At 27.8% G+C, this 23500-nt stretch carries 28 protein-coding genes; 20 read left to right on the top strand and 8 right to left on the bottom strand.

Annotation, left to right across the window (positions count from 1 at the left end; genetic code table 11):
* Positions 1-3 precede the first annotated feature (3 nt).
* From IGS63_RS05185 to IGS63_RS05220, 8 genes are read right to left on the bottom strand one after another with little or no spacing between them, the layout of a single operon-like run.
* Entirely contained in the window at positions 4-909 is a 906-nt protein-coding gene (locus tag IGS63_RS05185) for an RluA family pseudouridine synthase (protein WP_190615938.1), read from the bottom strand.
* Positions 902-1333 carry a signal peptidase II gene (lspA, locus tag IGS63_RS05190; RefSeq protein ID WP_190615939.1) on the bottom strand — a complete coding sequence of 144 codons (432 nt, stop codon included), beginning with the start codon at positions 1331-1333 and terminating at the stop codon, positions 902-904. Before lspA ends, IGS63_RS05185 begins: the two co-directional genes overlap by 8 nt.
* Before the next feature lie 3 nt (positions 1334-1336).
* On the bottom strand, positions 1337-2149 hold the full coding sequence (locus tag IGS63_RS05195; protein ID WP_190615940.1) for a CheR family methyltransferase: 813 nt from the start codon (positions 2147-2149) through the stop codon (positions 1337-1339).
* 21 nt (positions 2150-2170) lie between these two features.
* Positions 2171-2917, bottom strand: coding sequence for a hypothetical protein (locus tag IGS63_RS05200; RefSeq protein ID WP_190615941.1), 747 nt, complete (start codon positions 2915-2917; stop codon positions 2171-2173).
* A gap of 55 nt (positions 2918-2972) precedes the next feature.
* A complete protein-coding gene (locus tag IGS63_RS05205; RefSeq protein ID WP_190615942.1) occupies positions 2973-3722 on the bottom strand; it encodes a YebC/PmpR family DNA-binding transcriptional regulator in 750 nt (249 codons plus the stop codon).
* A gap of 17 nt (positions 3723-3739) precedes the next feature.
* Positions 3740-5140 carry a SpoIIE family protein phosphatase gene (locus IGS63_RS05210; RefSeq protein ID WP_190615943.1) on the bottom strand — a complete coding sequence of 467 codons (1401 nt, stop codon included), beginning with the start codon at positions 5138-5140 and terminating at the stop codon, positions 3740-3742.
* Position 5141: 1 nt separating this feature from the next.
* Entirely contained in the window at positions 5142-5501 is a 360-nt protein-coding gene (locus IGS63_RS05215) for a response regulator transcription factor (RefSeq protein ID WP_190615944.1), read from the bottom strand.
* A 23-nt stretch (positions 5502-5524) separates the two neighbouring features.
* Complete coding sequence (locus IGS63_RS05220; protein ID WP_190615945.1) at positions 5525-6070, bottom strand: TIGR03936 family radical SAM-associated protein; 546 nt, start codon at positions 6068-6070, stop codon at positions 5525-5527.
* Positions 6071-6126: 56 nt separating this feature from the next.
* Between IGS63_RS05220 and IGS63_RS05225 the strand changes: the two genes are divergently transcribed.
* The 20 genes from IGS63_RS05225 to rplW all read left to right on the top strand — a co-directional run bounded on the left by IGS63_RS05225 (position 6127) and on the right by rplW (position 23487).
* Positions 6127-8217 carry a transglycosylase domain-containing protein gene (locus IGS63_RS05225; RefSeq protein ID WP_190615946.1) on the top strand — a complete coding sequence of 697 codons (2091 nt, stop codon included), beginning with the start codon at positions 6127-6129 and terminating at the stop codon, positions 8215-8217.
* Positions 8217-8996: a hypothetical protein gene (locus IGS63_RS05230; RefSeq protein ID WP_190615947.1), complete on the top strand. Its 780-nt coding sequence runs from the start codon at positions 8217-8219 to the stop codon at positions 8994-8996. Before IGS63_RS05225 ends, IGS63_RS05230 begins: the two co-directional genes overlap by 1 nt.
* Positions 8993-9484, top strand: a complete 492-nt coding sequence (locus IGS63_RS05235) for a hypothetical protein (RefSeq protein ID WP_190615948.1) — start codon at positions 8993-8995, stop codon at positions 9482-9484. The genes IGS63_RS05230 and IGS63_RS05235 overlap by 4 nt, the downstream gene beginning before the upstream one ends.
* A gap of 133 nt (positions 9485-9617) precedes the next feature.
* The gene (gene rplU / locus IGS63_RS05240; protein WP_190615949.1) at positions 9618-9932 is read left to right on the top strand and encodes a 50S ribosomal protein L21; all 315 of its coding nucleotides are present in this window, start codon (positions 9618-9620) and stop codon (positions 9930-9932) included.
* Complete coding sequence (locus IGS63_RS05245) at positions 9929-10216, top strand: ribosomal-processing cysteine protease Prp (RefSeq protein WP_190615950.1); 288 nt, start codon at positions 9929-9931, stop codon at positions 10214-10216. Before rplU ends, IGS63_RS05245 begins: the two co-directional genes overlap by 4 nt.
* A gap of 3 nt (positions 10217-10219) precedes the next feature.
* Entirely contained in the window at positions 10220-10480 is a 261-nt protein-coding gene (gene rpmA, locus IGS63_RS05250) for a 50S ribosomal protein L27 (protein WP_190615951.1), read from the top strand.
* On the top strand, positions 10480-11055 hold the full coding sequence (locus tag IGS63_RS05255) for an ECF transporter S component (protein WP_190615952.1): 576 nt from the start codon (positions 10480-10482) through the stop codon (positions 11053-11055). The genes rpmA and IGS63_RS05255 overlap by 1 nt, the downstream gene beginning before the upstream one ends.
* 15 nt (positions 11056-11070) lie before the next feature.
* Positions 11071-11517 carry a 50S ribosomal protein L13 gene (gene rplM / locus IGS63_RS05260; RefSeq protein ID WP_190615953.1) on the top strand — a complete coding sequence of 149 codons (447 nt, stop codon included), beginning with the start codon at positions 11071-11073 and terminating at the stop codon, positions 11515-11517.
* 15 nt (positions 11518-11532) lie between these two features.
* The gene (gene rpsI, locus IGS63_RS05265) at positions 11533-11940 is read left to right on the top strand and encodes a 30S ribosomal protein S9 (protein WP_190615954.1); all 408 of its coding nucleotides are present in this window, start codon (positions 11533-11535) and stop codon (positions 11938-11940) included.
* Between the two features lie 72 nt (positions 11941-12012).
* Positions 12013-13719, top strand: a complete 1707-nt coding sequence (dnaG, locus tag IGS63_RS05270; RefSeq protein WP_190615955.1) for a DNA primase — start codon at positions 12013-12015, stop codon at positions 13717-13719.
* Positions 13720-13736: 17 nt separating this feature from the next.
* Positions 13737-14978: an RNA polymerase sigma factor RpoD gene (rpoD, locus tag IGS63_RS05275; protein ID WP_190615956.1), complete on the top strand. Its 1242-nt coding sequence runs from the start codon at positions 13737-13739 to the stop codon at positions 14976-14978.
* A gap of 9 nt (positions 14979-14987) precedes the next feature.
* Positions 14988-16946 (top strand): ATP-dependent helicase, encoded by a 1959-nt coding sequence (locus IGS63_RS05280; RefSeq protein WP_190615957.1) that lies wholly within the window; start codon positions 14988-14990, stop codon positions 16944-16946.
* Between the two features lie 225 nt (positions 16947-17171).
* Positions 17172-17552 (top strand): 30S ribosomal protein S12, encoded by a 381-nt coding sequence (gene rpsL / locus IGS63_RS05285; protein WP_190615958.1) that lies wholly within the window; start codon positions 17172-17174, stop codon positions 17550-17552.
* 14 nt (positions 17553-17566) lie between these two features.
* Positions 17567-18034: a 30S ribosomal protein S7 gene (rpsG, locus tag IGS63_RS05290; protein ID WP_190615959.1), complete on the top strand. Its 468-nt coding sequence runs from the start codon at positions 17567-17569 to the stop codon at positions 18032-18034.
* 17 nt (positions 18035-18051) lie between these two features.
* The gene (gene fusA / locus IGS63_RS05295) at positions 18052-20142 is read left to right on the top strand and encodes an elongation factor G (protein WP_190615960.1); all 2091 of its coding nucleotides are present in this window, start codon (positions 18052-18054) and stop codon (positions 20140-20142) included.
* 83 nt (positions 20143-20225) lie between these two features.
* The gene (tuf, locus tag IGS63_RS05300) at positions 20226-21425 is read left to right on the top strand and encodes an elongation factor Tu (RefSeq protein ID WP_190615961.1); all 1200 of its coding nucleotides are present in this window, start codon (positions 20226-20228) and stop codon (positions 21423-21425) included.
* A 59-nt stretch (positions 21426-21484) separates the two neighbouring features.
* Positions 21485-21835: a 30S ribosomal protein S10 gene (gene rpsJ / locus IGS63_RS05305; RefSeq protein ID WP_420856917.1), complete on the top strand. Its 351-nt coding sequence runs from the start codon at positions 21485-21487 to the stop codon at positions 21833-21835.
* 29 nt (positions 21836-21864) lie between these two features.
* On the top strand, positions 21865-22488 hold the full coding sequence (gene rplC, locus IGS63_RS05310; RefSeq protein ID WP_190615963.1) for a 50S ribosomal protein L3: 624 nt from the start codon (positions 21865-21867) through the stop codon (positions 22486-22488).
* A gap of 37 nt (positions 22489-22525) precedes the next feature.
* Entirely contained in the window at positions 22526-23191 is a 666-nt protein-coding gene (rplD, locus tag IGS63_RS05315; protein WP_190615964.1) for a 50S ribosomal protein L4, read from the top strand.
* Positions 23191-23487 carry a 50S ribosomal protein L23 gene (rplW, locus tag IGS63_RS05320; RefSeq protein WP_190615965.1) on the top strand — a complete coding sequence of 99 codons (297 nt, stop codon included), beginning with the start codon at positions 23191-23193 and terminating at the stop codon, positions 23485-23487. Before rplD ends, rplW begins: the two co-directional genes overlap by 1 nt.
* The last annotated feature ends 13 nt before the right edge of the window (positions 23488-23500 follow it).

The raw sequence follows: 23500 nt of genomic DNA on the forward strand, positions 1-23500 counted from the left end.
TTATCACCTTGAATTTAAAGTTATTATTGCTTTTTTAAAATCATTTGGTAATTTAGCAACAAATCTCATCCATTTTTCAGATCGTGGATGGTAAAATCCAAGAGTAAATGCATGCAACATTTGTCTGTATATCCCTAATTCATTATCGTGTTTTCCATAGACTTCATCACCAAATAAAGGATGACCTATATGTTTAAAATGTACACGTATTTGATGTGTTCTTCCTGTTTTTAAAGTTATCCACATTAAAGAACCATCTTTAAAAGATTTTATATTTTTATAAAGAGTTAGTGAATTTTTTCCATCTTCAACAACAGACATCTTTATTCTTATTGTTGGGTGCCTTGCAATAGGAGCATTTATTTTTCCTTCTTTTTGGGGATGTCCTTTTACTAAAGCTAAATAGGTCTTTTTTGTTACTCTATCTTTAAATTGTTTTGCAAGTGAGTTCATTGCAATATCATTTTTTGCTATTACTATTGTTCCAGAGGTATTTTTATCTAATCTATGAACTATTCCAGGACGCAATTCTCCGCCAATGCCTTTTAAGTCCTTACAATGATACAATAAGGCGTTTACGAGTGTTCCTGATACAATGCTGTAGGCAGGATGTACTATTAAATTTGGTTGTTTATTAACTACAATTATATCTGAATCTTCATATATTATATCTAAAGGTATATTTTCAGCTAGTACTTCTACTGGTTCTGGTTTATCTGGTATATCAATATAAATAATGTCATTTTCTTTTAATTTATAAGAGGGTTTTGACTTTTTATTATTTATCAAGATCTTTTTATCTTTTATAAATTTTTGTATGTGTGTTCTCGATATCCAATCTGGAACAATACTTTTTATAAATAAATCTAAGCGTTTGCCAGAATCTTTTGATTCTATTTTTTCAATCATGTTTACTTCTCCAAAGAAAATATATTGCTAATATTATTCCACCAATAGTTACAAAAGAGTCTGCTACATTAAATATTGCAAAATGAGGAACATATACCATATCTACAACATATCCTATTCTAATTCTATCATACATATTACCAAGTGCTCCACCTATTACCATGTTTATTCCTAAATCAAATAATTTTGATTTTTCTTTTTTTAAATACCATTCTCTAAATAAAAGTGCAATACATATTGCAGATGTTGAAAAAATACCTAATAAAAAAGCGTTATTTTTAAACATTCCAAAAGCCATTCCGGTGTTTTGTGCATAGGTTAGTTTAATAAACCAAATATTTATAGGGTTTAAAGATAAAAAATCTCTTGACCAAATTTTTGAAATTTGATCAAGAAATATTGATATTGGAATTATCCAAGTCATAGCTTATACCTTTTGATAAAAGAATGGCGCTATTGTTTTTAAGCCTAATTCTCTATAATTAAATATTCTTTCAGTTGATCCTACAAATAGCACACCACCAGGTTTTAAAGCATCTACAAATTTTCTATACAACATATCTTTTGCGTCTGTATCAAAGTATATAACAACATTTCTACAAATAATTAAATCAAAATTTTTATCAAATGTATCCATTAATAGATTTAACCTTTTAAAGGTTATTCTTGTTTTATATTGTGGTTTTACTTTAAATTTTCCGTTTTCAAGCTTCATAAAATACTTATCAATATCAGATGGAGAAAAATTAATTAAACTTCTTTTATCATAAATACCTTCTTGTGCTTTTTTTAGAACAAATTTATCAAAATCTGCAGCTAATATTTTTGCAGATGAAGGAGCATTAATTTGATCTAAAACAATAGATAAAGTATGTGGTTCTTCACCAGTTGAACATCCAGCACTCCAAGCTCTAAATTTCATTGGATTTTCTTTTAAAAGTTTAGGAAGTATTTCTTTTTTTAAATATTCCCATTTTTCTGGATTTCTAAAAAATTCAGTAACATTTATTGTTAATTTATCTAAAAATTCATCCCAAAGTTTAGTATCTTTTCTGAGATTATTCATATATTCTCCATATGTTTTATATGAATGTTTTCTCATGAGCATATCTATTCTCCTGCGTACTCTGTGTTGTTTGTATCCACTCAAATCAACTTCAAAATACGTATTTAAATCTTTTAATAATTTTTCATAATCTTTGTCATTGTAAGGTGATTTGTAAATTAAGCTTTCGTTCATATGACACCTCCGTATTTATTTTTAAATTTTTAAATAAAATGAAAGTCCAAAACCATTATTTGAATATAATAAATAAATATTTTCAATAAGAGGAAATCTAATATTGAATTTATTTTCATTTATAGAGAAAAATTTTGAATTTATATTTAAAGTGTTATTTTTCTTATTAAAGTAGAAGTTAAAGTCTCTATTTAAAATATAAAGTTCATAATTATCTTTTAACATAGTAATATATAACCCTTTATAATACAAGGTTATTTTTTTGTTTATATTAAATAAATTCAAATCAATTCCAATTTCATTATTATTTATACCAATATTTATCTCGGAATTTTCAAAATTTTGTGTATTTATCCAATAAGAAGTGTGAAATAAGCCTTTTTGGAAGTTTATTCCAGCATAAAGGTCATTCAAAGATAAAAGTATATAATTATCCATAACGATTGTATAGCCAAAAAAATTTTTTTTAAAAAAATCTGGAGAGGTTATACTGTTTAATTTTCTATAAGTTATTTCAAATCCTGGTTGTGAAAATTCCACATATTTAATTATATCATTAATTTTTGATGTTTCAACAGTATTATTTATAAATTTGAATTCATAATTTATAGAAGCTGAATAAATATCTTCTAATTTAAATTTAAAATCAAAAGAATATTTGAAAGTTTTTCCGTAGTCTTGAACTAAAAAAATTTTATTAGAATTATTATTAGAAAAGGATAGTGTAATTATTATAGTAAAAAGAATAAAAATAATTTTTTTAATCATTTTATCCCCCAATAGTAAAAAAACGGGGAATGTCCCCGCCTTTTGTTTTTATTAATTACATATTTTCTGCAATTCTTTCCATTTCTTCATCATCTATATCTTCATTACCATAAACATTTTGTACATCGTCATTTTCTTCTAATGCATTTAAAAGTTTAAATAATTTTTCAGCAGGGCTTCCTGTTAATTTTACAGTTGTTTTTGGATTATAAGTTAAATCTGCTTTTACTGTATATTTATCTTTTAAAGCATCTCTTACTGTACCAAGAGCATCTGGAGCTGCTGTTATTTCTACTGGATCTGTTGAATCATCAACGTCTTCTGCTCCTGCTTCAATAGCTTCCATCATGAATTCATCCATATCAGCAATTTCTTCTTTTGGTATAGTTATTAAAGCTTTTTTTTCAAAGTTCCAAGCAACAGCACCACTTTCAGCTAATGAACCACCATGTTTAGAAAGAATATGTCTTACTTCTTGAGCTGATCTATTTTTATTGTTTGTAACAACAGAAATTATTAATGCAACTCCTTCTGGCCCATATCCTTCATACATGAGTTCGAAAAGTTCTTCTCCACCTAATTCACCAGTACCTTTTTTTATAGCAGTTTCAATCTTATCTTTTGGCATATTAGCGTCTCTTGCTTTTTCTATTGCTGATCTCAATCTTGCATTTGATTCTGGGTCGCCACCTTCTCTTGCAGCAACTGTCAATTCTCTAATGAGCTTTGTGAAAATTTTTGATTTCTTAGCGTCTTGTGCGCCTTTTCTGTGTTGAATGTTGGACCATTTATTATGTCCTGACATGTGAATCCCTCCTATATTTAATAACTTTTTATTGCTAACAAAGTAGTATCATCGTGTTGTGGTGCTTCTTTTACAAAATCATCTACTGCTTCTATTATACTTTTAACTATTACATCCATATTTTCTTGTGTTTTCTGTTTTATTAATTTTTCAAGTCTTTCATATTCAAATTCATCACCAGCACCATTTCTTGCCTCTGTTATTCCATCTGTATAAGTTACAAACAAAAACGAATCCTTATAGTTGTAATTTTCAACTATTAAAGGATTTTCTTCGATGATGCCTAATGGTAATCCAGATGCTTTTGAAATTTTATATTCTCCATCTATAAATATTGGAGTATTATTATGACCTGCGTTTATTATTTTAACACTTTTTTCTTTAGAGTTCAATAGGATAAATATTGCTGTTACAAAAGTGTCATCGGGAATATTTTGAGAAAGATAATGATTTAAATATATTGCTAATTCTTCTATTGATTCGCTTTTTTCTATACGACTTTTTAAAACAGCTTTAACGGAACTCATTATTAATGCAGCAGGAACACCTTTTCCAGATACATCGGCAAGTATTCCAAAAAGTCTATCTTCATCCAATTTTATAAGATCATAATAGTCTCCTCCAACATCAAATGCAGAACGATAAAATGCTGACGATTCTATTTTTTTTAATTTAGGAATTTCATGAGGTAAAAGAGATTCTTGTATTTGTTTTGCAAATTTTAATTGATTTGAAATTTTTTCTTGTTTTATTCGATCATTTAGATAATCCATTGTATCAAATCCAAAAGATAATTGTTCGGTAACTGATTCCATTATTTTTTTATCTGAAGCCAAGAAAAAAGAATTATCTTTTTTTCCATATAATAAAACAAAGCCCCAAATTTTTACATCTGATTTTATAGGAATTAATAATATAGATTTTTCGCTTTTATTTAAAGGATCGGTTTCAGATAAAATTGTTTTGAAATTTTTTTCTTTATAAAAATAATTTATTAAATTAGGGATAGTTTCAAAACCAGTTGTTGTTAATTCTAAAAATAAAGGTTTAAATGAAAGATCTAATGTAGAATTGTTAAACTCTCCTATTACTACATTTTCAAAATCAACTATATCTTTTAATCTATTAACAATTTTATCAATAGTTAATCTTGGATCTTTAACAGAAAAAATGAGTTTACTTATATCTAATATGGTTGTGAGTTCTTCATATGTTCTTGATATTTCTTCGAATTGAGCTTGTAAGATCATAGTTGTTTCTTCAATTTGAGATTTATAATTATTCATTTCCACAATGTAATTATCTATTAAAGTATTTATTCTATTTGAAATTTCTTCATTAGAAATATTTTTTATATCATCTTTGAAAATGTTTAGAATATTATTTAATTTTAAATATATATCAATAATATTTATCACATCATTCACCTGCGATTTCTTTTATTGTATCTAATAAAAGTTTTGGACTAAAAGGTTTTGTCATTACTTTTTTTGCACCCAAAGAAATAGCATAAACCTCATCTGATTCTCCGCCTTTAGCTGTTAAAACAATTATAGGAATGTTTATATTTTCTTCTTTTAATTTTTTTAAAACAGTGAAGCCATCCATTATAGGCATCATTATATCTAAACATACGACATCTGGTTTTATTTCTTTTATTTTATTATAGCCCTCTTCTCCATTTGTTGCTTCGTAAATTTCATAACCTGCGGTTTTTAAATTAAAGGTTATTATTTTTCTAAGAACATCAGAATCATCAACAACAAGAACTTTTTTCATATAGATCCCTCCAAATAATTGTTTTAATTATTTTTTAATAATGTTTTTTTACAGATTAAATAAACAAATTCTCTTTGATATTCTTCATATTTTAAGTCTTTTAAAATATTATGAAAATTTTTTATATCTCTATAATATTCTATCACAAAAATATTTTTTTTGTTTTTGAAAGCTTTTAAATTTGAAAATTCAGGATTGATTTTTAATAATTTTTCATACATATTTTTAGATAAATAAGCGGTTATGTAATAACCTTTGATTTCATTTACTGGAGTATATTTATCATCAACTATTTTTGCGTCCATCAAAGTTAAACCTTTTGGAGATTTTTTATTAAAATTAGAAAAATCAAAATTTTTTATTGTATCAACAGCAATGTATAATTCTTTAACCATATATCCAAGAGGTATTGGAGGAGAGAATGAAAAAGAAGGTATTGGATGGTACCCTTTTGAAAATTTCATAGGACAATTTAATCTTCTTAAGGTATACTCTATTGCTCTATTAGTATCATGATGTGATGTATAAATAAACTTTCCGTGCTTTTTAATTTTTAATAAATATCTCATTTTAGGCTCCTTTATGGTATAATATTTTTAGACTTTTAGTGAATGGAGGAATTATTTTGAAAAGTTTTATAAGTGGCTTTATTTTAACTTTTATATCTTTTTTAATAATATTTTTTTATACAAATTCTTTTTATAAAAATACAAAATCTATATTTTTTGTCAATTCAAATTATAACACCTATTTATTTGATGATAATGAGATGATTTTACCAACAAAATACAAATATGTTAAATTAGAGAACGTGCCTGAAGAATTAATATACTATTTGATATGGTCCGAAGACAGAAATTTTTTTGAACATTTTGGAGTTAATCCAAAAGCTATATTAAGAGCTTTTTACATAAATATCAAAGAAAAAAACTTTTCTCAAGGTGGAAGTACACTAACTCAACAATTGGCTAAAACTGTTTATCTTTCACACGAAAAAACTTTTAAAAGAAAAATTTTAGATATGATGTTAGCTTTTTTTATAGAAAGATCTTATTCAAAAGATGAGATATTAGAAGGATATATAAATAGTGTTTATCAAGGAAATGATATATCTGGTTTTGGTGCTTCATCAATGAGATATTTTAGAAAAGATATTTTTGAATTAAATACAGAAGAAATGTTACTTCTTGTAGGAATAATAAATGGTCCAGAACTTTATAATCCTTATAGATATCCAGATAGAGCAAAAAAACAAGCCATAAAACTTTTATATTCTATAGAAAATAACCCATTTATAAAAGATAAGGCTAAGATAGAAAAAAGAATAAATGAAATGACAATATATCCGTTGGATTATAAGAAAGAGTATTTAAATTTTATATATCAAGCTAAATCAGAAGAAAGTAAGATAGGATTAAAAGGTGGTGGATATACAATAAAAACTACCTTTAATAAAGATGTTTATGAATCAGTTACTTTAAATGCAAGTACATCTTCTATAGTTATAAATAATAAAAATGGAAAAATATTAAGTTTTTGGGGAAGTCAATACTCTAATTTTATGTCTTTAAAACAAATTGGGTCTAATATAAAACCATTTTATTACTTACTTGCTATTGAAAAAGGATATACTCCAGATACAATATTACCAGACAAACCAATTAATTTTGGTAGTTGGTCTCCACAAAATTTTGATAATAAGTTTAGAGGCGAAGTTAAATTAAAAGATGCATTAATACATTCTTTAAATGTTCCTTCTATATATTTAGCTACTCATATAGGTAATTCTCCAACAGAATCAATTGATCAAATAAAAAATTTTTTAATAAATAATATAAATCTAAAAGGAAAGTATACATCAGATTTAACTTTAGCTTTAGGAACACTTGAAAGTAATCCATACAATATGGTTAGAGCTTTTTGTATTTTCCCAAATTATGGATTGATACCTAAAATTTATTCTATTTCAGAAATATATGATAGAAAAGGAAATTTAATTTATAAAAAATATCCAGAAATAGAAAAAAAAGTAAACATTTCAAATGAAACTTATTCCACTATGAATCAACTTTTAAGAGGCGTTATTGAAAATGGAAGTGGAAAAAAAGCCAATGTTGATGGAATTGATATACATGGAAAAACGGGTACTGCAGAATATGCAACTTGGTTTACTGGATTTACTGGTTCAAAAGGAGTTTCGGTTAGAGTTGATGGTAAAGGGCTTTTATCTACAACTTCATCAGTACCAGTTGCTTCAAGAATAATAAAAAATTTTATATATATTGGTAATAATTTTGAAGTTCCATTATATATAAATGTAAAAAACGTTTTTCAAAAAACAGATTTTTTTGATGATCCAATAACCTTTATTTCAAAAGGGTTTGATGTTATTCAATATTTGAAATATGCTAAACTTAAATTCAATATTAATGAACTTAAACTAAAAATAAACAAAGTTATATCTCAAATAGAAGATCTTTATCCAGACATTGCAAAAAATCTGAACGAGTGGAAAGATAAAAATTTAGTTGATTTTTTAAATAATCCTTTTGTTTTTATACAAAATGGATATGATATAGATGATTATTTAAATAAAATGGTTTGGACTGAAAAATTAAAAGATAAATTGATAAAGGTCAAGTCACAATTAGAAGATCTTTATCCAGATATTGCAAAAAAGATAGATTTATTTTTAAAATTAAAGGAGAAAAAATAATGAATAAATTAAAAAAAGGAAAAACTTTATTGAAAAAAAATGAAGTTCCAAAAAAATTTATTTATATAAAATCTGGGATTGTTTCAGATTCAAAAACAAAATATTCTTCTAATAATTTTATAGGGTTTATTCCATTTTTATTACAAATACCAATAATTTCATCGTATAAAGTAGTTGAAGATATTGAATATGAAGAATATGAAAAAATTTCTGATATATCAGAAGAAAATATGAATTTTCTTTTAAAAGATATATCCAAAAATTATATATCATTAGCATATTATGGATTAACTAAAAAATTCCCAAATCCCGAAGAAGTATTTTTATGTAAATCTGGAAAAACTGAAAAAGAATATGCAGTTGAAGATGATGAGGATGTTATAGATTTTATTGATAATTTTGATTTTTTAATGAATGTAGAAGAAGTTGAAGTTCCAAAAAAATTTGATGAATTTGAAAGTCTTTTAAAACAATATTTACAAGAGTTTTCAATAATGAAATTTGTTAATTTATTAAAATCAGCACTGAATGAGTTTGAAGAAGAACAGTGGGAACCAATGTTATTAGAGTTGTTTGATAGAATAATAACTATGGAAGATAGAGCTTTAATGCTTTATGTTGTTTATATAGCTGCTATGAAATTTAATGATGTAAAAATAATAAACAAGTTTTTAAAGAAAAATTGGGAGGTTTTAAGATTTCATGGTAAAAATAATTGGTTGGATTATGCTATGAGCTATATGAATAATAAGATTTTCTTATCGGAGGCTAACAAATGAATTATTCGTTAATTGAAAATTTTGGAATTAAAATAGATGGAGTTTATAAAATAAAATCTGGTATAGCGATAGGAGTAATATTTTCAGAAGATTCTTCAAGTATTATAATGGTTTATACTAAAGGGGATATAATTGGTATAGATAAATTTTATTATAATATAGGAATAATAGATTATTATGGACTAGATGATTTTGAGTATGAAATTATTCAAGATACTGATTTTTTTAGTCAATTAAAGAATGAAAATGAATCTGATAAGTTTGAAAAGATGCTTAAAAATCAAATGCTAGAATTACTCGCTTTTTCAAATGAAAAGAAAGAAAAAGTATTTTATTTTTGTTTAAAAAAGATAAAAATGAATTCTGGAAAAATAAAAGGTATACCAAAGCAATTTATAGATGAATTAAAAATAGATATGGGAATAGAGAATTTAATAAATGAAGAAAAAATTGAATTAGTGGATGATGTGTACAAGATAAAACAATGAAAAATTTACATATTTTTCATAAAAATTGTTTTTCTAATATGATAGAATTAGCGAGTGGACTGTGGTTTTAAATCCAATTTTTTTTGGTACCTTTAGTCCCAACTTATTATTCCATAAAACAGGAGGTGACACTATGTACGCTATTATTGACTTTGGTGGTAAGCAGTACAAGGTAGAAGAAGGTCAAGTTCTTTATACCGAAACAGTAAAAGGTATAGAGGCAGGATCAGAATATGTTTTTGACAAAGTAGTATTCCTAAAGAGCGAAGATGGAGCAAAAATGGGAAAACCATTTGTTGAAGGTGCAAGTGTAAAGGCAGAAGTTGTTGAACACGGAAGAGACAACAAAATTTTAGTTGTTAAATTTAGAGGAAGAAAAATGTATAGAAGAAGAATGGGCCATAGACAAAATTATACAGCTTTAAAAATAACAAAAATTGTTGGATGATAAAAGCTATTTTTAAAGGAAATGAAATTTTAGTAAAAGGTCATGCAATGTACGCAAACGTAGGACAAGATATAGTTTGCAGTGCTGTTAGTTCAATAACTCAATTTGTAGCTCAAATTTTGTTAGAAGAAAAAACAGCTAATTGTGAAATCAAAGAAGGTTATTTAAAGATAAAAATAATATCTAATGATGAAATGACTATAAAACTTGTAAAGTACATGAAAGAAGCCTTAATGGGAATCGAAGAAGATTATCCGAAACATTTGAAAGTGGAGGTGAAATAATAAATGAAAATGAATTTGCAACTTTTTGCTAAAAGTGTTGACCACAATAGACATGATAGTAATCCTAAATATTTAGGTATAAAGAGTCCAGAAGGAAAATTCATTAAAGCTGGAAGTATAATTGTGAGACAAAGAGGAACAAAAATCCATCCAGGTAAAAATGTTGGACTTGGAAAAGACTTTACAATATTTGCTACAGCAGATGGAAAAGTAAAGTTTTTTGATAAAAATAACAGAAAGTATGTAAGTATAATAACAGAATAATGAATAGCTCTAAAAAATTAGCGATTTCAGGTATAGTTGCAGGATTATCTTTTTTATTGACTTTTATAGAATTCCCTATATTTCCTGCAGTAGGTTTTTTAAAATTTGATCCAAGTGATTCTCTTATTGCATTAGTTGTTTTACTTTATGGATGGATACCGGCTTTTTTTACTTTGAGTGTAAAAAGTATTTTATTTTTATTAAAGGCTGGTAGTGGAGGACCAATAGGTATTTTAATGGGATTTTCTGCTGGACTTGCTTATATTTCAGGCTTGTATTTTGTAAAGAAATCAATTAATGAAGAGAAAAAAATAAAAAGTTATTTTTTATATCTTATTACATCTTTGACTGTTGGTCTTGTTATGTGTTTTTTCAATTATTTTGTAGCATTACCATTTTGGTTAAATGATGTTAAAAGTATAGGAGATATTGCTGTTCAATTTAAAAAACAATATTATATGGATATACTTACTTTTTTTGAATTTTTAATGGCATTTAATTTTATAAAGTTTACGATAGACTCGATTATCGCACATTTTATTTATAGAAAAACTAAAAATATACTTGAGAAATGAAAGGAGGAAGGAATAATGGCTTCCAAAATGACACAAAAGACTTATGTGGCAAAGCCAACGGAAATAGAAAGAAAATGGTATCTAGTAGATGCAGAAGGTAAAACATTAGGAAGATTAGCATCTCAAATAGCTATGATACTTCAAGGTAAAACAAAGCCAACATATACTTCATTTATAGATACAGGAGACTTTGTTGTAGTTATAAATGCTGAAAAAATACATTTAACAGGTAAGAAATTAGAACAGAAAATTTATTATAGACATTCTAACTATCCAGGAGGGTTAAAAGAAACAAAAGCAAGACACATGTTAGAAAAACACCCTACAAGAGTTATTATGCATGCTGTTAAAGGTATGCTTCCAAAAAGTATTCTTGGAAAGCAAATGTTGAAAAAATTAAAGGTTTATGCAGGTCCAGAACATCCACATACTGCACAAAAACCAGAAAAAATAGAATTATAAGGAGGGAAGAGTTAAATGGCTGAATTCATAGATTACTATGGAACAGGAAGAAGAAAGACTTCAGTTGCAAGAGTTCATCTCAGACCAGGTGAAGGTAAAATAAAAATTAATGGAAAAGAATATAAAGATTCAGTTGAATATTTTAATAACAATTCAGTTTGGAAAAAGCATGCAATGGATCCACTAGTTGTTACACAAAATGAAAATAAATTTGACTTAGTCATAAGAATAAATGGTGGAGGCTTAAGTGGACAATCAGGTGCAGTTAGACTTGGAATTGCAAGAGCATTACTTCAATTTGACGAAACATTAAGACCTATCTTAAAAAAAGAAGGTATGTTAACAAGAGATCAAAGAAAAGTAGAAAGAAAGAAAGTTGGTTTCAGAAAAGCAAGAAAAAAGATGCAATTTTCAAAAAGATAATATTCATTTTTTTCAAATCAATCAAGAACGGTTCTCAGGAGCCGTTCTTTTTTTAAGCGGGGAATGATAAAAATGAAAAAATACAATGATTTAAAAGAACTTACTTTTGAACTAAAAGAAAAATTGGATATTGTTGATGTAATAAGTAATTATATAAGTGTAAAAAAAGCTGGAAAAAACTATACAGCCTTATGTCCTTTTCATGCAGAAGATACACCTTCTTTTTATATTTTTCCAGAAAGTAAAACATATCATTGCTTTGGTTGTAAAGCACATGGAGATGTAATTAACTTTATAGAAAAATATGAAAAAATAGGATTTATTGAAGCTGTAAAAAAAGCATCAAAATTAGCTGGTATAGAATTTGATTTTAAAGAAAAAAAAGTGTCAGAAGAAATAAAATTAAATGAAGAAATATCAAAAATATATACGGAAAAACTTTTAAATTTAAGCTATAAAAATAAAGTGTGGGAATATTTAAAAAAAAGAAATATTAATAAAGATCTAGTTGAAGAATTTGAAATAGGATACTCTACTGGAAAAGAAGTAGAAAATTTTTTGAAATCAAATTTAATAGATAAAGATGTAGCAATAAATGCAGGACTTTTAAATGAAAGTAGAGAAGTATTTAAGAATAGACTTATAATTCCAATAAGAGATAATAATGGATTAATGGCAGGTTTTTCTGGAAGATTAATAGAAAATATCGATGGACCTAAGTATATAAATACTTCTGAAAATGAATATTTTAAAAAATCAAAAATATTATATCTTTATTATAAAAATAAAGAATTTATAAAACAAAATGATTTTGCAATAATTGTTGAAGGTTATTTTGATGCAATTTCAATGTATAAATATGGATTTAAAAATGTTGTTGCCGTGTTGGGATCAACACTTACTAAAAATCATGCATTTGATATTATGAAATTGACTAAAAAAATTGTTACAATGTTTGACAATGATGATGCGGGGCAAAGAGCAACAATATCTGCAATAGATACATTACAAAGTAAAGATTTTCAAATTGCTGTTGCAAAGTATAAAGAAAAAGATCCTGATGAACTTGTAAAAAAGTATGACAAAAAATATATTGCTGAACTTTTAAAAGATTCATATAAATTTCATGAATACATTGCAGAAACTTTTTTAAAAAAGTATGATATAAAAAATGATTTTGGCGTGGAAGCATACTTAAAAGAAATGGGAATTTGGTATAAAAAATTTAATAATGCTAAAAGATTTGAAATTGCAAACTCTTTTGTAAAAAAAATATCTAAAGAAATAAATAAACCAGAAGAACTAATTGAGAAAATCTTAAACGAGATTTCAAAAACAAATAACCAAATGATAAGTGAAATTAAACAAAACTCTAAACTAATTGAAAAGGAAATCGGTTATGATTTGGGGAAAGCTTTTGTATATTTATGGATAAAATATCCTGAATATAAAAAAATTTTGAAATCTTTCGATGCAACAATACTTTCAGAACAACCATTAAAAGAATTTTTGATGTATATAAAGAATGATTTAGATCTTTCTGAAATATTAGAACAATCTTCTGATAAATTATCTAAAATCATTTCAGAAATGTGGGAAAAAGATCTTTATATAGAGCCATCAGAAATTTTATTTAGAATAGAAAAAAGTTTTGAAAATTTATCTTTAAAAAACAAAATTTTAAATTTAAAAGAAAAATTAAAGACAACAAAATTACCAAAAGAAAGAGCAGAGATAACATCTGAGATAATTGCAATATATGCAAAGCTAAAAAAATGAATCGTGGAGGTAATTAAATGGCTCAAGTAGTAAAAAAGGGAAAAGAAAATGTTGCAGAAATAATAAAAGATCTTGCAGAAATTGAAATTGTAGACGATGACAAAATAAAGTTAAAAAGAAGAAATGTAAAAAAACACAGAGATGTGCAAAGTATAATAAAAAAATTAAAGACTCAAGCTAAAAAAAATGGTAATAAGTTAACTTATGATGAAGTGGATAAATGTATTCCAGCTGATACGGATGAGTTTAACAGTGAATTTATAGAAAGTATATACGTAGAACTTGAAAAATCAAATATAAAAATAATAGAAAATCAAATTTCAATTGATGATGAGCCAATTCAATCAGAAGAAGATGTTTTAAAGATGTTTGATTCTGCTTCAATGCAAATGTTCGATAATATGGCATTGAATGACCCAATTAAAATTTATTTAAAAGAAATAGGAAGGATAAATCTTTTAACAACAAGAAGAGAAAAACAACTTGCAATGAGAGCACAAAAAGGCGATAAACACGCAAGAGATGAATTAATAAAAGCTAATTTAAGATTAGTTATAAGTATTGCCAAAAGATATATAGGAAGAGGGCTATCTTTTCTCGACCTAATTCAAGAAGGAAATATAGGATTAATAAAAGCAGTAAATAAATTTGATTGGAGAAAAGGTTTTAAGTTTTCTACTTATGCAACTTGGTGGATAAGGCAAGCAATAACAAGAGCTATTGCTGATCAAGCAAGAACTATAAGAATACCTGTTCATATGGTTGAAACTATAAATAGACTCAATAAAATTATAAGAGAGTTTTTACAGGATAATGGTAAATACCCTACGAATGAAGAATTAGCAAAGTTAATGGATAAATCAGAAGATAAGATAAATGAAATATTAATGGCAGCAAGAGAAACAATTTCTGCAGATTCCCCTATAACAGGATCTGATGACGATGATTCTTCAATAGGAGATTTTTTAGCAGATGATAATATAGATCATCCAGAAGAAGCAGCTGTTAAAATGATATTAAGAGAAGAGATTGAAAAAATATTAGATACACTTCAACCAAAAGAAGCAACAGTTTTAAAAATGAGATATGGACTTTTAGATGGTAAAATAAAAACACTTGAAGAAGTTGGTCAATTTTTTAATGTAACAAGAGAAAGAATAAGACAAATAGAAGTAAAAGCACTTAGAAAACTAAGACATCCAAGTAGAAGTGCACAATTAAAAGAATTGAGATCTATGCTTGGTAAAAAAATATTTTAGGGGGAGTTTATGGACGAAGATATCTTCGAACTTGAAACTAATATACCGGAATTTATAAAAAATGAATTAGATTCAGAACAATTAGAAGCTGTTGTTAATTCAAGAGGTAGATCTTTGATAATAGCTGGACCTGGTTCAGGTAAAACAAGAGTAATAACTTACAAAATAGCATATTTAATGTATAATGGTATAAATCCTAAAAACATACTATTGGTAACTTTCACAAGAGCAGCAGCAAAAGAAATGATAGAAAGAGTAAAAAATGTTACTAATTCTGATATAGAAGAAATGACGGCAGGTACCTTTCATCATGTTTGTAATGCTATTTTGAGAAGATATGCAGGAAAATTAGGATACAAAAATAACTTTACTATATTAGATAGTGAAGATGCAAAAGATGTTTTGAAAATAGCACGTAATGAATATAAAGAAAATATAGGAGATAGAGCTCAAAAACTTCCAAAAGAAAATGTAATTATGAAAATAATAAGTTATTCTAAAAACACATTAAAATCTTTAAGAGAAAGTATATTAGAAGTATCTTCAAATTTAATTGAATATGAAAATGACATTGAATATATATGGCAAAAATATGCAGAAATAAAGAAAGATATAAATGCTATGGACTACGATGATATTTTAGTAAATACTGCCGTTTTGTTTAGAATGAATAAAGAAATATTACAATTCATTTCATCTAAGTATAGATATGTTCTTGTAGACGAATTTCAAGATACAAATAAAATACAGTTAGAGATAGTTGAAGCTTTATCCTCTGTTCATGGAAATTTAATAGCAGTTGGTGATGATTCGCAAAGCATCTATTCTTTTAGAGGAGCAAGATTTGAAAATGTAAAAGAATTTATGGAAAATTCAACTTTATTTAAAATTCAAACAAATTATAGAAGTACACCAGAAATAGTAAATTTAGTTAATGAAATGATTCCTTTGAATTCAGTTCATAAAACATTAAAATCAGTTAGAAATTCAATAGATAAACCAATAATTATAGAAACTTTTGATGATCTTGAACAGTCTGAAGCCGTTGTTAAAATAATAAAAGAAAAACTTGATGAAGGATTAGAACCAAATGAAATAGCGGTATTGTATAGATCTCACTTTTTATCAATGACATTACAACAAAAATTAGATTCTAAAAAAATTCCTTACAGGCTTTTATCTGGTAAAAGATTTATAGAAACAGCACATATAAAAGATATTTTATCATTTTTAAAAATAGTTCAAAATCCATATGATAAAATATCGTGGACAAGGGCTTTAAAACTTTTTCCCAAAATAGGAAGTAAAACAGCTGTGAGAGTTTATGAAAACATATTTGATAGTTTAAATGATAATAAAAATTTAGAAATTGGATTAGAAACCTCATTATTGAAGAAAAATAAAAATGTATTGAATTTTTTTGTAGAATTATTTAAAAATAATACTGCTTCTGATATAATTGAATATGTATTTAAAAATCATTATAAAGAGTATTCTAAACTCACCTTTAAAGACTCGCGTTCAAGAAATATGGATATAGAAAGATTTATTGAAATTGCAGATAAATATGAAACCCTTGAAAAATTCCTTGAAGAAATGACTTTGAGTGAAAATATTAAAGTTTCATCAAGTAGAAAAGAAAAAGAAGAAAAAGAAGTTACATTAACAACAATACATGGATCTAAAGGATTAGAATGGAAAGTTGTTATATTAATTTCTGTAAATCCAGGAGATTTTCCAAATGGAATGGCAATAAGAGAAAAAAGGATTGATGAAGAAGAGAGATTATTTTATGTAGCAATAACAAGAGCAAAAAATGAATTGTATATATTAAAACAAGTAACTGGAACTGTTAACCCTTATATGAGAAATTCATTTGTTTTTATGAAAAAAGAAAATGATTTTATAAAAAGGATTCCAAATCAATATATAAAAAAATTAAAAACAGGTTACAAAAGATATTTTTAAAAAATAAGTATTTTTATTAAAGAACATTTGTTTAGAATGCACTCAATAATATAGGAATTTTAATATATTATTTTGAGTGAAACAACAGATTCTAAACAAATGTTCTAAGAAGTTTTATTTTGTGGTGAAAATTTAACCTAATTTAATTGAAAATTAAAGTTTAATAATGTACAATAGGAAATGGTATTTTTAAAAATAAATCATGGAAGGAGGGCAAATATACATATGCCAACTATTAATCAGTTGATACGTTTCGGAAGAAAAAAGATGACTTCAAAATCTAAGTCACCTGCATTACAAGGAAATCCACAAAAAAAGGGTGTTTGTGTAAGGGTTTCTACAACTACACCTAAAAAACCAAACTCTGCTTTAAGAAAGATTGCAAGGGTAAGATTGTCAAATGGAATAGAAGTTACTACCTATATTCCAGGTGAAGGTCATAACCTTCAAGAACATTCTAATGTTTTAATTAGAGGTGGAAGGGTAAAGGATTTACCTGGTGTTAGATACAGAATTTTAAGAGGTACTCTTGATACAGCAGGTGTTGATGGAAGAATGCAATCAAGATCAAAGTATGGTACAAAGAGACCTAAAGCAAAGAAATAATAGGAGGGTAGGAAATGAGAAGAAAAAGAGCCGAAAAAAGACCAATAGAAGCAGATCCAGTTTATGGTAATGTTTTGGTTACTAAATTAGTAAATAAAGTAATGCAAGATGGTAAAAAATCAAAAGCTCAAGAAATTGTTTATAAATCATTAGAAATATTAAAAGAAAAAACAGGTGAAGAAGCAATGGATGCTTTGAATAAAGCAGTTAATAATGTAAGACCTTTAATAGAAGTAAGATCAAGAAGAATTGGAGGATCTACCTATCAAGTTCCTTTTGAAGTTGCAGAAGAAAGAGCAATTTCTTTAGCATTAAGATGGATAGTTGCTTCAGCAAGAAGTAAAAGTGGTAAACCAATGGTTGAAAGACTTTCAAACGAATTATTGGATGCTCATAAAGGTACTGGAGCTTCTGTAAAAAGAAAAGACGACCTTCATAAAATGGCTGATGCAAACAAGGCATTTGCTCATTATAGATGGTAATTTAGGAGGAAGTTGCTGTGAAAGAGAGAAAATATACTCTAAATAGAACAAGAAATATAGGAATAATTGCTCATATTGATGCTGGAAAAACTACTACAACTGAAAGAATTCTTTATTATACAGGTAAAAAACATAAAATTGGTTCTGTTGATGATGGAACTGCAACAATGGACTGGATGGATCAAGAAAAAGAAAGAGGTATTACAATAACTTCTGCTGCAACCACTGCATTTTGGAAGGATCATAGAATTAATATAATCGATACACCAGGTCACGTGGACTTTACGGTTGAAGTTGAAAGATCTCTTAGAGTACTTGATGGTGCAGTTGCAACATTTGATGCACAAGTTGGTGTTGAACCACAATCAGAAACAGTTTGGAGACAAGCAGATAAATACAATGTTCCAAGAATAGCATATATGAATAAAATGGATAAAATAGGAGCAGATTTTTTAAATGCTGTTCAAACAATGGTTGATAAGTTAGGTGCCAATCCAGTTGCTATGCAAATAGCTATTGGTGCAGAAGCTGATTTTGCAGGTGTTGTTGACTTAATAAAAATGAAAGCTTTATATTGGGTAAATGAAGATGGTTCACAAATGGAATATAGAGATATTCCAGAAGAACTACAATCACTTGCAGAAGAAAAAAGAGAAGATTTAATAACAGCAGCTGCTGAATTTGATGAAGAGTTAATGGATCTTTATCTTGAAGGTGAAGAAATTCCAGAAGATAAATTAAAAGCAGCTATAAGAAAAGGTACAATAGAAGTTAAAATAACTCCTGTTTTCTGTGGAACATCATTTAAAAATAAAGGAGTTCAACCAGTACTTGATGCAATAATAGATTATTTACCTTCTCCATTAGATTTACCACCTGTAAAGGCTTATGATGATAGAACTAAAGAATTTGTAAGAGATGTTCATCCAGATGAAAATGAACCATTAATGGCTCTTGCATTTAAAATAATGTCAGATCCTTTTGTAGGAAAATTAACCTTTGCTAGAGTTTACTCAGGTAAAATGGAAAAAGGTAGCTATGTTTTAAATACAACTAAAGGTAAGAAAGAAAGAGTTTCAAGATTAATGTTTATGCATTCTGATCAAAGAGAAGAAGTTGACTATGCAAGAGCTGGAGATATAGTTGGTATAGTTGGTTTAAAAGATACAACTACTGGAGATACATTATCTCTTGAAGGCTCAGAAGAAATTCTTGAAAATCTTGAATTTCCAGATCCAGTTATCTCTGTTTCAATTGAACCTGAAACAAAAAATGATGAACAAAAATTATCTAAAGCATTAAATGCTTTAACTTCAGAAGATCCAAGTTTAAAAGCAGAAGTTAACCCTGAAACAGCTGAAACAATTCTTTCTGGAATGGGAGAACTTCATCTTGAAATCATTGTAGATAGAATTAAAAGAGAATTTGGAGTTAATGTTAAAGTGGGTAAACCACAAGTTGCTTATAGAGAAACAATTAAAGCAAAAACAGATGTTGAAGAAAAATTTGTAAGACAAACTGGTGGTAAAGGACAATATGGTCATGTTAAAATGATAGTAGAACCATTACCATCTGATAGTGAAGAAACATTTGTTTTTGAAAATAAAGTTGTTGGTGGAAATATTCCAAGAGAATATATACCAGCTGTTGAAAATGGAATTAAAGAATCATTACAAAATGGTGTTTTGGCTGGTTATCCAATGGTAAATGTTAAGGTTACTCTTTATGATGGTTCGTATCATGAAGTTGACTCTTCTGAAATGGCATTTAAAATTGCTGGTTCTTTAGCATTCAAGAAAGCAGCAAAACAATGTAAACCAGTACTTCTTGAACCTATAATGAAAACAGATGTAACTACACCTGAAGAATATATGGGAGATATAATTGCTGATTTGAATTCAAGAAGAGGAAGAATAGAAGGTTTTGAAAATGTTGGAAATACTAATACAAGAATAATTCATGCATTAGTACCTCTTTCAGAATTATTTGGATATACAACAGCAATGAGATCATTGTCTCAAGGTAGAGCAACTAATTCATTACATTTTGATCATTATGAAGAAGTTCCTGCATCAGTTGCAGAAAAAATTATTAACAAAGAAGACTAAAAAAAAGTTGAACTAAAACAAAAAATAATGTATAATATCAATTGTATACTACATATCTATAAAAAAAAAGGGAGGAAATCCGAATGGCCAAAGAAAAGTTTGTCAGAAATAAGACACATATGAACATTGGAACCATAGGTCATATTGACCATGGTAAAACAACTTTAACAGCAGCTATAACAAAATCTTTAGCAAAAAAAGGTGGAGCAGACTTTACTCCATTTGATATGATCGATAAGGCTCCAGAAGAAAGAGCAAGAGGTATCACTATAAACGTATCACACGTTGAATACGAAACAGAAAAAAGACATTATGCACATATAGACTGTCCAGGTCATGCTGACTATATTAAAAACATGATTACTGGTGCAGCTCAAATGGATGGAGCAATACTTGTTGTTGCTGCAACAGATGGAGTTATGCCACAAACAAGAGAACACGTTCTTCTTGCAAGACAAGTTAATGTTCCTGCATTAGTTGTTTTCTTAAACAAAACAGATATGGTTGATGATGAAGAATTAATCGACTTAGTTGAAATGGAAGTAAGAGAACTTCTTTCTTCTTACGATTTCCCTGGAGACGATGTTCCTGTTATCAGAGGATCTGCTCTTAAAGCATTAGAATCAGATTCAACAGATGATGAATGGGTTAACAAGATTTATGAATTAATGGATGCTGTAGATAGCTACTTCCCAGATCCAGAAAGACCAATTGATAAACCATTCCTTCTTCCAATAGAAGATATCTTCACAATTACAGGAAGAGGAACAGTTGTTACTGGAAGAATTGAAAGAGGTACAATTCATCCATCTGACGAAGTTGAAATGGTTGGAATTGGAGAAGAAACAAAGAAAACAGTATGTACTGGTGTAGAAATGTTCAGAAAACTTCTCGATGAAGGAGTTGCTGGAGATAATGTTGGTTGTCTTCTTAGAGGTGTTGATAAAGATGAAGTAAAAAGAGGACAAGTTCTTGCAAAACCAGGATCAGTTACACCACATAAGAAATTTAAAGCACAAGTTTATGTTCTTAAAAAAGATGAAGGTGGAAGACATACTCCATTTACAAAAGGATATAGACCACAATTTTTCATTAGAACAGCTGATGTTACTGGAACATTAGAAGAATTTGATTCAGGTGCAGAAATGGTTATGCCTGGTGACAACATAGTAATGACAATAGAATTAATCTATCCAGTTGCTATGGAAGCTAACATGAGATTCGCTGTTAGAGAAGGCGGAAGAACTGTTGCTTCAGGTGTTGTTACAGAAATAATAGAATAATAAAATGTAATTGAAATAAAATAAAGTTAAAATAATCAAGGAAAAAGCCGGGGAGTGGTATGCTCCCCTTCCTATTCGATTGCAAGGAGGGACTTGATAAAGTGGCTAAGAAGTTTATAAAGATAAAACTAAAGGCATATGATCACAGACTTCTTGATGATTCTGCAAAGAAGATAATAGAAGCAGTTAAAGAAGTAGATGCAAGGGTATCTGGACCTATCCCATTGCCTGTAGAAAGAACGGTTTATTCGGTTGTTAAATCACCGCATAAATACGCTTATTCTATGGAACAATTTGAAAAAAAGGTTCACAAAAGAGTTATTTTTATCTATGATGCATCATCAGAAACAGTTACTAAATTGTTGAAGGTGAATATTCCTGCAGGAGTTGCAGTAGATATAAAAGCTTAAATTAAAAGATCGGGCTCTGGAGGTGTAATATGAAAGGTTTAATTGGAAGAAAAGTTGCAATGACAAGAATCTACAAGGATGGAAAAGCTATCCCGGTCACAGTAGTAAAAGCTGGACCTTGTTTTGTAACTCAAAAGAAAACGAAAGAAACAGATGGTTATGATGCAATTCAAGTTGGATATGAAGAAATAGCTGAAAGAAAGTTAACTAAACCTCTTTTAGGTCACTTGAAAAAAGCAGAAGTAAAACCATTGAGAATTTTAAAAGAATTTAGGGTTGAAAATGTTGATGAATACCAATTAGGTCAAGAAATTAATGTTTCTATTTTTGAAGAAAATGAAAAAATAGATATTATTGGTACCTCAAAAGGTAGAGGTTATGCAGGTGCTATGAAAAGATGGAACTTTGGTGGAGGAGAAGTATCACATGGTTCTAAATTTCATAGAGCGTTAGCTTCAACAGGACAACATACTTACCCAGCAAGGGTTTTAAAGGGTAAAAAAATGCATGGTCATTATGGAAATAAAAGAACAACAGTATTAAACTCTCAAGTCGTACACATAGATGCAGAAAATAACCTTATAGCAGTTAAAGGTGGAGTTCCAGGAGCGAGGGGCGGATTAATAATCATAAGAGAAGCAGTTAAAAAATAATAAACGCCCGAAAACGTGATAAGGAGGAAAGAAAAAGATGGCTCAGTTAGATATGTTGAATATCAACGGTGAAAAAGTAGGAACAGTTGAGCTAAGAGAAGATATCTTTGGTATTGAACCTAATGCAGATCTTTTATTCAGATATGTTGATATGCAACTTGCAAATAAAAGATCAGGTACAGCTTCAACAAAAACCAGAGCAGAAGTAAGAGGTGGAGGAAGAAAACCTTGGGCTCAAAAACATTTAGGTAGAGCAAGAGCAGGTTCAACAAGATCACCTATTTTTAGACATGGTGGAGTTACTTTTGGACCAAAACCTAGAAGTTATGAAAAGAAATTAAACAAAAAGATGAAGAGATTAGCATTAAAATCAGCTTTGAGTGTTAGAGTTAGTGAAAACAACTTGATGGTTCTTGAAGATATAAAATTTGATGCGCCAAAAACAAAAACAATGAAAGACATTATTAAAAAAATTGGTGTTGAAAATAAAAAGACTTTATTTGTTCTTCCAAAAAAATCAGAAGAATATAAAAATGTTAAATTATCTGCAAGAAACTTACCTAAAGTAAAGGTTTTAATTGCTGATAATCCTAGTCAAGAAAAAACTAACATAGATGGTTTGAATGTTTTTGATTTAATAAACAATGAAAAGGTTGTAATTACAAAAGCTGTAGTTGCAAAGATTGAGGAGGTGCTCGGATAATGGAAAAAGTAAGAGCATATGATATAATTGTAAAACCAATCCTCACAGAAAAGACATATACATTAATGGGCGAAGGAAAATATACATTTGAAGTTAGCAGAGATGCTAATAAATTAGAAATAAGAGAAGCTGCAGAATTACTTTTTAATGTAAAAGTAATTGATGTAAAAACAATGAATGTAAAAGCAAAACCAAAGAGACTTGGTAGACATGAAGGATACACAAGACAATGGAAAAAGGCAATAATTAAGTTGGCTGACGGCTATGTAATCAAAGAATTACAAGGCAATATGTAAGAGAGGTGAAATG

This window comes from Tepiditoga spiralis, assembly GCF_014701195.1.
Taxonomy (GTDB): Bacteria; Thermotogota; Thermotogae; order Petrotogales; family Petrotogaceae; genus Tepiditoga; species Tepiditoga spiralis.